The organism is Aeromicrobium sp. Root344 (genome assembly GCF_001425755.1).
In the GTDB taxonomy this organism is placed as follows: domain Bacteria; phylum Actinomycetota; class Actinomycetes; order Propionibacteriales; family Nocardioidaceae; genus Aeromicrobium.
In genome coordinates, this window is record NZ_LMDH01000001.1 from 3,310,793 (window position 1) to 3,324,203 (window position 13,411).

12 protein-coding genes are annotated in these 13,411 nt (G+C 69.7%); 5 read left to right on the top strand and 7 right to left on the bottom strand.

The window, feature by feature from the left end; all coding sequences use genetic code 11:
* Positions 1–2: 2 nt before the first annotated feature.
* Genes ASC61_RS16275 through tkt form a run of 3 tightly spaced genes read right to left on the bottom strand, consistent with a single transcriptional unit; the run spans position 3 to position 4,879 of the window.
* A complete protein-coding gene (locus tag ASC61_RS16275) occupies positions 3–1,583 on the bottom strand; it encodes a glucose-6-phosphate isomerase (RefSeq protein WP_082530725.1) in 1,581 nt (526 codons plus the stop codon).
* Positions 1,584–1,586: 3 nt separating this feature from the next.
* The gene (gene tal / locus ASC61_RS16280) at positions 1,587–2,675 is read right to left on the bottom strand and encodes a transaldolase (protein WP_157439529.1); all 1,089 of its coding nucleotides are present in this window, start codon (positions 2,673–2,675) and stop codon (positions 1,587–1,589) included.
* Between the two features lie 29 nt (positions 2,676–2,704).
* Positions 2,705–4,879 (bottom strand): transketolase, encoded by a 2,175-nt coding sequence (tkt, locus tag ASC61_RS16285; RefSeq protein WP_056213631.1) that lies wholly within the window; start codon positions 4,877–4,879, stop codon positions 2,705–2,707.
* Between the two features lie 102 nt (positions 4,880–4,981).
* On the opposite strand from tkt, the gene ASC61_RS16290 reads away from it, so the two are divergent.
* From ASC61_RS16290 to ASC61_RS16300, 3 genes are read left to right on the top strand one after another with little or no spacing between them, the layout of a single operon-like run.
* The gene (locus tag ASC61_RS16290; RefSeq protein WP_235503626.1) at positions 4,982–5,911 is read left to right on the top strand and encodes a heme o synthase; all 930 of its coding nucleotides are present in this window, start codon (positions 4,982–4,984) and stop codon (positions 5,909–5,911) included.
* A gap of 13 nt (positions 5,912–5,924) precedes the next feature.
* Positions 5,925–6,371, top strand: a complete 447-nt coding sequence (locus tag ASC61_RS16295; protein ID WP_157439531.1) for a GNAT family N-acetyltransferase — start codon at positions 5,925–5,927, stop codon at positions 6,369–6,371.
* 17 nt (positions 6,372–6,388) lie between these two features.
* Entirely contained in the window at positions 6,389–7,459 is a 1,071-nt protein-coding gene (locus ASC61_RS16300; RefSeq protein WP_157439532.1) for a hypothetical protein, read from the top strand.
* Here ASC61_RS16300 and ASC61_RS16305 read toward each other — a convergent pair whose 3' ends face one another.
* Positions 7,460–8,395, bottom strand: coding sequence for a hypothetical protein (locus ASC61_RS16305; protein WP_157439533.1), 936 nt, complete (start codon positions 8,393–8,395; stop codon positions 7,460–7,462).
* Between the two features lie 481 nt (positions 8,396–8,876).
* Here ASC61_RS16305 and ASC61_RS16310 point away from each other — a divergent pair, with 481 nt between their 5' ends.
* Positions 8,877–9,680: a hypothetical protein gene (locus ASC61_RS16310; RefSeq protein WP_056213639.1), complete on the top strand. Its 804-nt coding sequence runs from the start codon at positions 8,877–8,879 to the stop codon at positions 9,678–9,680.
* Here ASC61_RS16310 and ASC61_RS16315 read toward each other — a convergent pair.
* Genes ASC61_RS16315 through ASC61_RS16325 form a run of 3 tightly spaced genes read right to left on the bottom strand, consistent with a single transcriptional unit; the run spans position 9,616 to position 12,226 of the window.
* Complete coding sequence (locus ASC61_RS16315) at positions 9,616–10,542, bottom strand: COX15/CtaA family protein (protein WP_082530726.1); 927 nt, start codon at positions 10,540–10,542, stop codon at positions 9,616–9,618. The genes ASC61_RS16310 and ASC61_RS16315 overlap by 65 nt on opposite strands.
* Positions 10,533–11,309: an ABC transporter permease gene (locus tag ASC61_RS16320; RefSeq protein WP_056213640.1), complete on the bottom strand. Its 777-nt coding sequence runs from the start codon at positions 11,307–11,309 to the stop codon at positions 10,533–10,535. Before ASC61_RS16320 ends, ASC61_RS16315 begins: the two co-directional genes overlap by 10 nt.
* Positions 11,306–12,226, bottom strand: coding sequence for an ABC transporter ATP-binding protein (locus ASC61_RS16325; protein WP_235503573.1), 921 nt, complete (start codon positions 12,224–12,226; stop codon positions 11,306–11,308). The genes ASC61_RS16320 and ASC61_RS16325 overlap by 4 nt, the downstream gene beginning before the upstream one ends.
* Positions 12,227–12,276: 50 nt before the next feature.
* On the opposite strand from ASC61_RS16325, the gene ASC61_RS16330 reads away from it, so the two are divergent.
* Positions 12,277–13,374: an ATP-dependent DNA ligase gene (locus ASC61_RS16330; protein ID WP_056213642.1), complete on the top strand. Its 1,098-nt coding sequence runs from the start codon at positions 12,277–12,279 to the stop codon at positions 13,372–13,374.
* Positions 13,375–13,411: the final 37 nt, after the last annotated feature.

Genomic DNA, 13,411 nt, shown 5'->3' on the forward strand with positions numbered 1-13,411 from the left:
GCTCACTGTGAGAACGCCTCTCGTAGTCGCTTGAGGCCCGCCTCGACGTCGTTGAGGTGCAGGCGCAGCACGGGCCGGCCGTGCTCGCGCAGGACGGCGGCGTCGCCGGCGGCCTGGGAGTCGATGAACGAGCCGAACGTGAAGTCGCGGCCCGGGACGGCGAGGTCCTCGGCCGGAGTGCCGGTGACCTGCAGGAACACGCCGTTGGGCGTGCCGCCCTTGTGGTACTGACCCGTCGAGTGCAGGAATCGCGGCCCCCAGCCGAACGTCACCGGTCTGCCGAGCCGCTGCGCCAGCACCTCACGAACCCCGGCGAAGTCGGCGTACGCGATGCGGTCGAGATAGACCTGCACCGCGAGGTAGCCGTGCTGCAGGTCGAGCGTGCCGAGCAGGGCAGACACCGCCTCGGTGACCGTCGAGCCCTCGCCGTAGATGTCGATGCCGTCGTCCGTGGCGTCGGGTGTCGGCACGTCGCCTCCGCCGGACAGCAGCTCACGTGCGGCCTGCTTGGCGCTCTCGACGTCAGGCTGGTCGAACGGGTTGATGCCAATGATGCGGCCGGCCACCACGACAGCGACCTCCCACAGCAGCATCTGCGCACCGAGGTCGGCGTCGAGCGCCGCCGCGTAGCCGGACTGCGCCTCGGGAGCATCTGTGCTGCCGATCGACACCAGGATCGAGTCGGCCGTGCTCGGGTTGAAGTTGACCGCGTTCTCGAACGGCACGACGACCGGGAGGACGCCCTTGCCGAGCTTGCCGGTCGACTCGGCCACGAGCTGCTCGATCCAGTCGCCGACGCCGTGCCGGGTCTGGTCGGCGATCACGAGCTTGTCGACGCGGTGCCGGTTGGCGACGCCGATCAGCACGCCGAGCCGCAGTGCCGGGTTGTCAGCGTCGTCAGCGTAGAAGGCGGCCTGCGCACCGGCGGCGGCGTCGAGGAGCCCGCCGATGTCGGCACCGGCCAGACCACTCGGGACCAGCCCGAACGCCGTCAGCGCCGAGTAGCGGCCGCCGACGTGCGGGTCGGCGCGGAACACGCGGTATCCGGCGTTGGTCGCCTCGTCGTCAAGGGGCGAGCCGGGGTCGGTGACCACGACGATGTGGTCGACCGGGTTGAGCCCGGCGTCGGTGAACGCCTGCTCGTAGGCCCGGCGCTGGCTGTCGGTCTCGACCGTGCCGCCGGACTTGCTCGACACCACGACGATCGTGCGCTCGAGGCCCTCGGCGATCGCGGCCCGCACCATGTCGGGCTGCGACGAGTCGAGCACCGTCAGCGGGACGCCGGCGGTGTCGCAGATGACCTCGGGTGCGAGCGAGGAACCGCCCATGCCGCACAGGACGACCCGGTCGAGCCCCTTGCCGGCGAGCTGCTCACGCAGCTCGGTGATCTCGGCGACGAGCGGACGGGAGGCCTCCGCGAGCTGTGTCCAGCTCAGCCGGATGCTCGCCTCGGACTCCGCGTCAGGGCCCCAGAGCGTGGCGTCCTGGGCGGCGATGCGCGAGGCGACGCGCTGCTCGATGGCTTCGCGGAGAGCCGTCTCGAACTCGTGCTGGGCAGGAACCGTGAGCGCGATCTGCACCACGGCTCAGGCCTTGTCGAGCTCGGACTGGACCGTCTCGAGGAGCTCGGTCCACGACGCCTCGAACTTGTCGACACCCTCGACCTCGAGCAGCTCGACGACCTCGTCGTACTTGATGCCCTGGGCGTCGAGGTCGGCGATGACCTGACGAGCCTCGTCGTACGTGCCGTGGACCGCGTCACCGCGGACCTCACCGTGATCGGCGAACGCGTCGAGCGTCTTCTCCGGCATCGTGTTGACGGTGTCGGCGACGACGAGCTCGCTGACGTACATCGTGTCGGGGTAGGCCGGGTCCTTGACGCCGGTCGAGGCCCACAGCGGGCGCTGCGTGTTGGCGCCCTTGGCCGCGAGCGCCTTGAACCGGTCGGAGCCGAAGACCTCCTCGTACGCCTCGTAGGCCAGGCGCGCGTTGGCGATGGCCGCCTTGCCGCGCAGCGGGCTGTCGTCGGCGAGCCGCTTGTCGATCTCGCTGTCGACGCGGCTGACGAAGAACGACGCGACCGAGTAGATCGACGAGAGGTCCTTGCCGTTGGCGTCGGCCTGCTCGAGGCCGTAGAGGTAGGCGTCCATGACACCGCGGTAGCGCTCGAGCGAGAAGATCAACGTGACGTTGACGCTGATGCCCTCGGAGATCGTCGCCGCGATGGCCGGGAGGCCCTCGACGGTCGCGGGGATCTTGATCAGGGTGTTGGGCCGGTCGACGCGCTCCCACAGACGCTTGGCGAGCTCGACGGTGCCGTCGGTGTCCTTGGCGAGGTCGGGGTCGACCTCGATCGAGACCCGGCCGTCAACGCCACCTGTGGCGTCGTAGACCGGCCGCATGATGTCGCAGCCGTTCTGGACGTCGGTGGTCGTGAGCTCGAAGACCGTGGTCTTGACGTCGGCGCCCGACGCCTTGAGCTCCTTGACCTGCGCGGCGTAGCGCTCACCCTTGGCGATGGCCGAGGCGAAGATCGTGGGGTTCGTGGTGACGCCGACGACGCCGGACTCGGCGACGAGCGAGGCCAGGTTGCCGGTCTCGATGCGCTCGCGCGAGAGGTCGTCGAGCCAGATCGATACTCCCGCGTCGGCGAGAGCCTGCAGACGGTCGTTCATGATGTCTCCTTGGAATTCAGTTGTGCGGGTCAGTGTGACTGGACGTCGGCGTTGTCGCCGGGACCGACTGGTCCGGCCGGCCGGGCGTGGAACGGCGCCGAGGGCTCGCCGGCGGCAGCCGCGATCGAGTCCTTGGCGGCGGCGACGACGGCGTCGGCGGTGATGCCGAACTTGTCGTAGAGCGTCTCGTAGTCGGCCGAGGCGCCGTAGTGCTCGAGGCTCACGATGCGGCCGGCGTCGCCGACGACGTCGCGCCAGCCGAGCGCCACGCCGGCCTCGACCGAGACACGGGCACGGAGCTGCGGCGGGATGACGCTGTCGCGGTAGGAGCTGTCCTGCTGCTCGAACCACTCGCGGCACGGCATCGAGACGACGCGCGCCGAGATGCCCTCGGCGGCGAGCTGCTCGCGGGCCTTGACCGCGATCTGCACCTCGGAGCCCGTCGACACCAGGATCACGTCGGGCTCACCCTCGGCGTCGACCAGCGTGTAGGCGCCCTTGGCGACGTCGGACGCGGGCGCCCAGCCGTCGGTGCCGCGGGGGAACGTCGGCAGGTTCTGCCGGCTGAGGGCCAGCGCCGCCGGGCGGTTGGTGATGCCCAGAAGCGTGCGCCACACGGCGACCGTCTCGTTGGCGTCGGCGGGCCGGATGACGTCGAGCCCAGGGATCGCGCGCAACGCTGCGAGGTGCTCGACCGGCTGGTGGGTCGGTCCGTCCTCGCCGAGCCCGATCGAGTCGTGCGTCCACACGTACGTGACGGGCAGCTCCTGCAGCGCCGCGAGGCGTACGGCCGGCCGCATGTAGTCGCTGAACACGAGGAACGTGCCGCCGTAGGGGCGGGTCAGTCCGTGCTGGACCATGCCGTTCATGATCGCGCCCATGGCGTGCTCGCGGATGCCGAAGTGCAGCACGCGGCCGTACCAGTCGCCCTGGAACTTGGCGGTGGAGTGCTCGGGCGGCAGGAACGACGGCTCGCCCTTGGGGGTCGTGTTGTTGGAGCCGGCGAGGTCGGCCGAGCCGCCCCACAGCTCGGGGAGCTTGGGAGCTGCCGCCGACAGGAACTCGCCGGAGGCGACGCGCGTCGCGACACCCTTGGCGTCCTCGGGGTACGTCGGCAGGTCGGCGTCCCAGCCGTCAGGCAGCTGGCGCTTGGTCAGCCGCTCGAGCAACGCCGCGCCGTCGGGCGAAGCGGTTGCCCACGCGTCGAACGTCTTCTGCCACGCCTCGTGCTCGGCGACGCCGCGGTCGCGGGCTTTGCGGGTGTGTTCGATGACGTCGTCGTCGACGATGAACGACTTGTCGGGGTCGAAGCCGAGGAGCTCCTTGGTCGCCGCGATCTCGTCGGCGCCGAGGGCCGAGCCGTGCGAACCACCGGTGCCCTGGGCCGTGGGTGCGGGCCAGGCGATGATCGTGCGGAGCTGGATGAAGCTCGGCTTGTCCGTGACGGCCTCGGCGGCCTGGTAGGCGTCCCAGAGGGCCTGGACGTCCTCGACGTACTCGGTGCCGCCGTTGGTCCAGTCGACGGTCTGCACGTGCCAGCCGTAGGCCGCGTAGCGCGCGGCGACGTCCTCGGTGAATGCGACGTTGGTGTCGTCCTCGATCGAGATCTTGTTGTCGTCCCACAGCAGCGTCAGGTTGCCGAGCTTCTGGACGCCGGCCAGCGACGACGCCTCACCCGAGACGCCTTCCTGCAGGTCGCCGTCCGAGGCGATGGCGTAGACGCGGTGGTCGAACGGGCTCTCGCCGTTGGCGGTGCTGGGATCCAGCAGGCCCCGCTCGCGGCGGGCGGCCATCGCCATGCCGACGGCGTTGGCGACACCCTGGCCCAGCGGGCCGGTGGTGACCTCGACGCCGGGCGTGTGGTTGTACTCGGGGTGGCCGGGCGTCTGGCTGCCCCAGGTGCGCAGGCTCTTGAGGTCGTCGAGCGTCATGGGATAGCCCGCGAGGAACAGCTGGATGTACTGGGTGAGGCTCGAGTGGCCGCACGACAGGATGAAGCGATCGCGGCCGGCCCAGTGCGGATCGGTGGGGTCGTGGCGCAGCAGTCGCTGGTAGTGCAGGTAGGCCACCGGGGCCAGGCTCATGGCGGTGCCGGGATGGCCGTTGCCGACCTTCTGCACCGCGTCGGCGGCCAGGAGACGGACGGTGTCCACGGCCTTCTTGTCGAGGTCTGTCCACTCCAGCGAGGGGGTTCCGGACGTCACAGCTCTGGCTCCTGTTGTTCGAACGAGGGTCTGGGTCGAGCGGCTTCGTAGGCCGTCACGTCGAGCCTACTCGCGTCCTTTAGACTGCTGCACGTGACTGCCGTGGACGTGAGACGAGCCAACGGCGCTGACGTACCCACAACGCCGCGCTTCACCGATGTCCTGAAGTCGTACGTCGCGCTGACCAAGCCGCGCATCATCGAATTGCTGCTGCTCACGACCGTTCCGGTCATGTTCCTGGCCGAGCGAGGCGTGCCCTCGGCATGGCTCGTCGTGGCCACGGTCGTCGGCGGGACGCTCTCGGCCGGCAGCGCCAACGCGCTCAACTGCGTCGTCGACGCCGACATCGACCAGCTCATGCGCCGTACGTCGCGCAGGCCGCTGCCACGTCACCAGGTCGGCACCCGTGGCGCGCTGTGGTTCGGGCTGGCCCTCGGTGTCGTCTCGACCGTGTGGCTGTGGACGCTGGTCAACCCGTTGTCATCGATGCTGGCGCTGGCCGCCAACGTGTTCTACGTCGTCGGCTACACCATGATCCTCAAGCGCCGCACGACCCAGAACATCGTCTGGGGCGGGGCGGCTGGCTGCTTCCCGGCGCTGATCGGCTGGACCGCGATCACCAACGAGCTGGCGTGGGCTCCGGTCGTGCTCTTCATGGTCGTCTTCTTCTGGACGCCGCCGCACTTCTGGTCGCTCGCGATGCGCTACCGCGAGGACTACTCCGCCGCCAGCGTGCCGATGCTGCCGTCGGTCGCCACGTCGGCCGAGGTCGCCAAGCAGATCGTCGCCTACTCGTGGGTCATGGTCGGCACCTCGCTGCTCCTGTGGCCGATCACCCCGACCGGCTGGTTCTACCCGGCCGTCGCGATCACGCTGGGCATCGTGTTCCTCGTCGAGGCGTACGACCTCAAGTCACGTGCGATGGACACCGAGGATCTCGCGATCCTCAAGCCCATGCGGCTGTTCCACTACTCCAACGCCTACTTGGCGCTGTTGTTCGTGGCCGCTGCGGTCGATCCTTTCCTGCGCTAGTCCCGTGGCCGGCGTGACAATCCGCCTTGCGGATCCCGACGACTGGGCCGCCTGGCGTGAGCTCCGGCAGCGATCGCTGGCCGAAGACCCTCAGGCGTTCTCGTCGTCGACCGTGATGTGGACCGGTGCCAACGACACCGAGCAGCGCTGGCGAGCCCGGCTCGCAGACGGGCCGTGCTTCATCGCGTACGACGGCGCGAAGCCAGTCGGGATGGTCGCCGGACGGATCGTCGAGGCTGCCGCCGAGCTGATCTCGATGTGGGTCGCGCCGGAGGCGCGGCGGCGGGGGATCGGGCAGATGCTGATCGAGCGCGTCGTCGCGTGGGCCGACGGACGCCCGTTGAGCCTGCGGGTCATGGACGGCAACACGCCGGCGGTCACGGCGTACGAGCGACAGGGCTTGGTGCTGCAGGACGACGTCGACCCCGAGGGTTGCCGCCGGATGCTGCGGCCGGCCTGAATGCGTACGCTGGCCGGGTGAGCTCACCGGGGTACCGTCTCGTCGCGGCGGCACGCGAGCTCACCCTCTCGGACCGCTTCTTCCGTCGGTTCAGGCGAGTCGGCCTGCGTGGGGTGCTCGCCGACCTCAACTGCACCGGCGCGCACGCGGACGTACCCGGCGAGGCAGCGATCGCCGGGATGACTTGGCAGGACGACGACCGCGACACCGAGCGGTGGTACCCCCAAGGCATCACGACCTCCGCCGACGCGTACGGCGCCGACCCCAGTGGTGGCATGTTCGAGGGCCACGACGTCGTCATCGCCAGCTGGTACGCCCACGGGTGGCGCGGCTGGCTGCAGCTCGGCTCGCGGATCTCGGTCATCGACTGGAGCGACAACGACCCGCCCCGCTATCGGCACGTACTGCTGACCGCGCCGAAACGGTTCGGCTTCTTCCACCGGCTGCGTCCCGTGCGGGTGCACGCCGGCGGCATCGTCTGGTACGGCGACCACCTGTTCGTCGCCGGCAGCTCCTCGGGCGTGCGAGTCTTCCGGCTCGACGACATCGTGCGGGTGCGCAACCGGCTGCGTACCAAGGGCTACCGCTACGTGCTCCCGCAGTACTCGTTCTACGCCGCCGAGCACGACGACGACGGCGACCGCATGACGTACTCGTTCATGTCGCTCGACCGGGCCGGCGACGAGGACCATCTCGTGGCGGGGGAGTACGGCCGCAAGGGCGGCAGCCACCGGCTGATCCGCTATGCGATCGACCGGGACACCCAGCTGTTGCGGAGCGACGACCGGGGCTGGGCCGTCGCTACTGAACTGCACGACCGGCAGATCGCCCGGATGCAGGGCGCCGTCGTGTTCGAGGGCACGTGGGCCATCACGTCGAGCAACGGCGAGGGCAACGCCGGCGACCTGTGGGTCGGCACGCCAGGCAGCTACACGCGGCATGCCGGTGTCCTGCCGACCGGGCCGGAGGACATCACCTACCTGCCGCAGCGCCGCTGGCTGTGGTCGTTGACCGAGTGGCCGGGTCGTCGCTGGGTCTACGCGATCGACGCCGACCGCTGGCGGCCTGCGTCACACGACCCGTCCTGATCAGCGGGTTCGCGCGACCTGGCGGTAGAGCCGGGCGTGGGCCCGCGCGATGTTGGGCCAGGTCCGATCCGGCGAGCCCTCCGGCGCGCCCTCTGCCGCGACCACTGATCGCCAGGCCTCCCGGAGGCCGTCTGGCGTGAGGGGCCCTGAGTAGGTACCGATCCACGCCGGCCCGTACTCACGTTGGAGCTCACGCGCAGCCTGCCCGTCGCGAACGATGACCGGACGGTTCAGGCTCAGGGCGAGGAAGACGATCCCCGAGTTGTACAGGTCCTGGTAGGTCACCAGCAGCGCGTCTGCCGCCACGACCGCATCGATGAGCTCCTGCTCGGCGACTCGGCCGACAACGAGATTCACGTTGTCGGCACCTCGAGCCAGGTCCGCGATCGAGGCCGTGTAGTCCGCGTCGAGAGACCCACCCATGATCGACAGGGTGAAGTCCGGGCAACGCGTCACCACAGCGACGCCCTCCTCGAAGTTCTTGTAGCGCCGGATGAAACCCAGGGACAGCAGGCGAACAGGTCCTTCCGAGTCTCGGACCGACAGGACACCGTCTGGGCGCAGGCGTCTGACCCATGGCCGATAGTCGCCATGGGGGATGACCACGTCCAGAAGTGAGTCTGCGGCCGACTCCGCGAGCGAGAACTCAGTCAGCCAGACCCGGGCGCGTACCCTGAGCCGGAGCACCCACAGGAGGCACCGCTCCAGCCAGGGACCGCCGTCGTGCGGTCGGCGATTGTGCTGGGTCCTCACCACGGGGATTCCTTGGATGTGCAGCCGGATCATCCACAGCAGCCGCCACCCGTAGTTGCCGATCCGACGTCCCCTTTTCGCGGAGCGCAGCCGGTGCTCTGGCCAGTGGGAGTGCACCACGTCGTACGCACCGAAAACGGCGTACCGGCGCCCGAAACCGATGACGTCGACGCCTTTCGGCATGCGCCTGATGAGTTCGTGGATGTAGGGGTTCCCTCGCCAGCTCGCACGGGGCACGTCGACCAGGACTCGCACAGGTACGTCGCGCGCCACGCGGGGGGGGGATGCGCCTCCACGCGACCCCGGCCGCGCCACCGAAGCCCAGACCGGCGAGGTCCACTGCCAGTCGCCCGGGCGACCCCGACCAGGCCGGGCTGATCCGACGGATGCCTTCGACCACCGTCAGGACCAGCAGGCCGGAGACCATCATCGTTCTCCATCGGGTCCCCCGACGGAGAACGATGATCGCGGCTCCCGCACCGGCGAACGCGGCGAACAGTCCCACGGGCCCAGTCACGCTCAAGGGTGACGGCGCGACCATGGACACATGCTGGCAGAACCTGCTGCTCGATCGCCTGCGGACCTGTCTCCGCGCCAGGTCCCGCCGTTGCCTTACAGGCGAACCAGCAGGTCCTGACCGTCACTTCCCCCTAGGATGCCGGGCATGACGAGCCAACAGACGGTTGCCCTCATCGGTCTGCTGTTCAGCCTCGTGAGCGTCGTGCTCTCGGGCTGGTTCTCCGTGCGCACGGCCAAGATGGGCCACAAGCTGCGCATCGAGGCCGAGCGGCGCAAGGACGAGGAGACCGCGATCAAGGCGGCGGAGAAGGTGTACGAGCCGCTGGCCCAGGCAGCCGCAGAGCTGCAGTCCCGGATCTACAACATCGTGGAGACCGGCTGGGTCCCGTTGGTCAAGCGCTACGAGAGCCACGGTGACTACGCCGTCACGAGCACGGCGTTCCTGTTCGCCCACTACTTCGGCTGGATCGAGGCCCGCCGAGAGGCGGTGCTGTCGTCGAGCGGCAAGGGCCGGCGCGACGAGTCGGTGCAGCAGCTGATCGACGGCGTGACCGCGACGCTGCGCCGCAGCGAGTCCGGCGACGGGTTCCTGTTCTTCGCCGCGGAGCAGCGAGCGATCGGCGAGCTCATGGTGTCGTGGGAGTTCATCCCCGACACCACGACCCGGCTGCCTCACGTCGACGGCTATGCGGCGTTCGTCAAGCGCTATCGCAGCGACGACGACTTCAGGGCCTGGTTCGCGCCGGTCGATGCCGGTATGGGCAAGGTCTCCGAGGGCGACAACCGCCGGCTCATCGAGATCCAACGGGCGCTCGTCGACCTGATCCGCGAGCTCGACCCCAGCAACCGCTACACGTTCGGCTATCAGCTCGAGGCGATCGACCTCAGCGAGATCGGGTCGGTCGCCCCGGCCGAGAAGGCTCCGCGATTCCCGGGGCGAGTGGGCTAGACACCACCGTCACCAGGAGTCGGGTGCCGCCAGCGACCAGCGCCGCGGCGCCGACGAGGTGGATCGCCACAAGGGCGATCGGCAGGTCGGTGAAGTACTGCACGAACCCGATCGTCCCCTGCGCCAGCTCGACCAGGAGCAGGATGCCGGCGATGCGCGCCGCGGGCGTACGCCTGAGGATCACGCAGGCAGCCACCGTGAGTGCGACCAAGACGTAGACGCTGGCGGCGTGCACATGGCTCATGATGTGCGGATCCAGCCCGTTGCGTGGTGCATCGGCGTCGCCCGCGTGGGGTCCGGCACCGGTGACCATCGTGCCGAGGTAGACCGCGGCCCACAGGACGACGTACGTGGCGATGACGAGCTGCTTGGCGTACGCCGGCCACGCCACGCGATGGGCACCCCGGACGCGTACGACGAGCAGCATCGACGCCGCCACGAGCAGCATCGACAGGATCATGTGGAGCGACACGACCCACGGGTTGAGGTCGGTCAGCACCGTGATGCCGCCGATGACGCCTTGGAACGGCACGCCGAAGGCGATGAGCGCCGCGAGACGGCGCAGCTCGCGGCTCGTGCCCGTCCAGCGCCACACCGCGACGAACGTGGCGATGACGACGGCGATCAGCACGTACGTCAGCATGCGGTTGCCGAACTCGATGACGCCGTGCACGCCGAGCGCACGGTGAGGCACGAACGAGCTGTCGGTGCACCGCGGCCACGTGGGGCAGCCGAGACCGGAATCGGTCAGGCGTACGAGCCCGCCCGTCAGGACGATCACGATGTTGGCGACGACCGCCGCCCAGGCCCAGCGCTCGACGTCCGCGCGCTGTGGCGCACGAAGGCTTTCTGTCACTCCCACTTGAACGTCCTTGAGACTCCGAGGCCGCAGCAGACGGCCCACACGATCAGCACCACGACGGAGAACGCGCCGGGCCCGTTGCCGGCGAACGTGTCGCGCAGTCCCTGGCCCAGAGCGCCTGACGGCAGCAGCTCGAGCACGTGACGTGCGGCCTCGGGATAACGGCTGAGGGGGACGAGCAGGCCGCCACCGACGAGCAGCAGGACGTAGACGAGGTTGGCGACGGCCAGCGTGGCCTCCGCTCGCAGGGTGCCCGCGATCAGAAGGCCGAGCGAGCCGAAGGCCGCCGTGCCCAGCACGGCCAGCACGACCATCTGGGCGAACGCGGTCACGCCGCCGTGCGGGTCCCACCCGAGCAGCAGGCCGACGACCGACAGCAAGGTCAGCTGGGCGATCTCGACCGCGGCGATCGCGCCGATCTTGCCGAGCATCAGGCCCCAGCGGGGGAGCGGCGACGCGCCGAGGCGCTTGATGACGCCGTAGCGGCGCTCGAAGCCCGTCGCGATCGCGAGCGACGTGAACGACGTCGACAGGACCGCGAGGGCGAGGATGCCCGGCGTGATGATGTCGATCGACCGGCCCTTGCCGAGGTCGACGACGTCGTTGGAGTGGGTGCCGAGGACGAGCAGCATCAGGGGGATGACGAGGGTCAGGAGCAGCTGTTCGCCGTTGCGCGACAGCAGCCGCAGCTCCATCGCGACCTGCGAGCGCAGCATCGCCTGGGTCGCCGCGGCGCCCGGGCTGGGGGACAGGTCCAGGTTCGTCATCGCAGGGCCTTGCCGGTGAGCTCGAGGAACCGGTCCTCGAGGGTCTGGCGCTCGACCAGCACCGACTCGGTCAGCACGCCCTCGCCTGCGCACCAGGCTGACAGGGTCGCCAGCAGCGCCGGGTCGACGTCGCCCGCGATGACGTACGCGCCGGGGGACACCTCGTCGACCTTGGTGTCGTGGGGGAGTGCGTGCATGAGCTTCTCGACGTCGAGGCCGGGGCGAGCCGTGAAACGTACGGTGTTCTTGGCGCCTGAGGAGGCGAGTGCCTGCGGCGTGCCGGAGGCGATGACCTGGCCGGCGTCAACGATGTGGATGAGGTCGGAGAGCGTCTCGGCCTCGTCCATGAAGTGCGTCGTCAGGACCGTCGTGACCCCGCAGTCGCGCAGCTCGGCGACCAGGTCCCAGGTGGCGCGCCGCGCCTGCGGGTCGAGCCCCGCGGTCGGCTCGTCGAGGAACAACAGCTCCGGGCGGCCGACGATCGCCATGGCGAGGCTGAGGCGCTGCTGCTGCCCGCCGGACAGCCGGCGGAACGGGGTCGACCCGTAGCCCTGCATGCCGAGCCGCTCGATCAGCGCGTCGACGTCGAGCGGGTTGGCGTGCAGCGACGCGATGTGGCGTAGCATCTCGTACGCCCGCGCGCCGGACCAGGCCCCACCGGACTGGAGCATCACGCCCACGCGAGGCTTGAGCTGGCGGCCGTCGGCGACGGGGTCGAGGCCGAGTACGCGCACGGTGCCGCTCTGCGGGGAGCGGAAGCCCTCACACGTCTCGATCGTCGTGGTCTTGCCGGCGCCGTTGGGTCCGAGGATCGCGGTCACGGTGCCCGGCTCGACGGCGAGGCTGAGCCCGTCGACGGCGGTCACCGAGCCGTATCGCATGACGAGATCGACGACCTCGACGGCGGGCTGATTCACGTCCTCAGTGTAGGTGTCGGCTGTCAGGCCCCAGCCTTAGGCTGTCGTCCATGGATCTCCCCGTCATGCCTCCGCTGCAACCCATGCTGGCCAAGTCGGTCAAGGGTGTTCCGGCAGCCGACTCGGTCGAGGGCGGCCTGTCGTACGAGCCCAAGTGGGACGGCTTCCGCTGCATCGTGTTCCGCGACGGCGACGAGGTCGAGCTGGCGAGCCGTTCGACCAAGCCGTTGACGCGCTACTTCCCCGACATCGTCGACGCGATCAAGGCCGAGACGCCGGATCGTTGCGTGCTCGACGGTGAGATCTTCATCGCGATCGACGGCCGGCTCGACTTCGACGCGCTGTCGCAGCGCATCCATCCCGCGGCCTCACGCGTCGCGACGCTGGCCGAGCGCACGCCGGCGTCGTTCGTGGCGTTCGACCTGCTGGCGCTCGACGGTGAGTCCTTCCTCGCCGAGCCGTTCTCCGTACGCCGATCACGTCTCGAGGAGGCGTTGGGGTCGGCGGCCGATCCGATCCACGTGACGCGCACGACGACCGACGCGGCGGAGGCCGAGGAGTGGTTCGGCATCTTCGAGGGTGCCGGCCTCGACGGCGTCGTCGCCAAGGCGCTCGCCAAGCCCTATGCGCCCAACGGCCGCACGATGCTCAAGGTCAAGCACGCGCGCACCGCCGACGTGGTCGTGGCCGGCTATCGCCTCCACAAGACCTCCAGGCCCGAGCGCCCGCTGCTGGGGTCGATGCTGCTCGGGCTCTACGCCGACGACGGCCAGCTGCAGCACGTCGGAGTCGCCGCGTCGTTCACCGAGACCCGCAGGGCGGAGCTGATCACCGAGCTCGAGCCGCTGATCGTCGACACGTCGGAGCACCCGTGGGGCAAGTGGCAGGACGCCGATGCCCAGGCCGGCTCGCGGCTGCCCGGAGGGCAGAGCCGTTGGTCGGGCACCAAGGACCTGTCGTTCGTGACGCTGTCGCCGACGCGGGTCGCCGAGGTCGGCTACGAGCACATGGAAGGCATCGGCGACGGAGCGCGCTTCCGCCACACGGCGCAGTTCAAGCGCTGGCGTCCCGATCGCGAGCCGGGCTCCTGCACGTACGAGCAGCTCGAGGAGGTCGCCAAGTACGACCTCAGCAAAATCCTGACCTGAACCCCCGCGATCTGGCGCCCCGACCACCACCGGATGC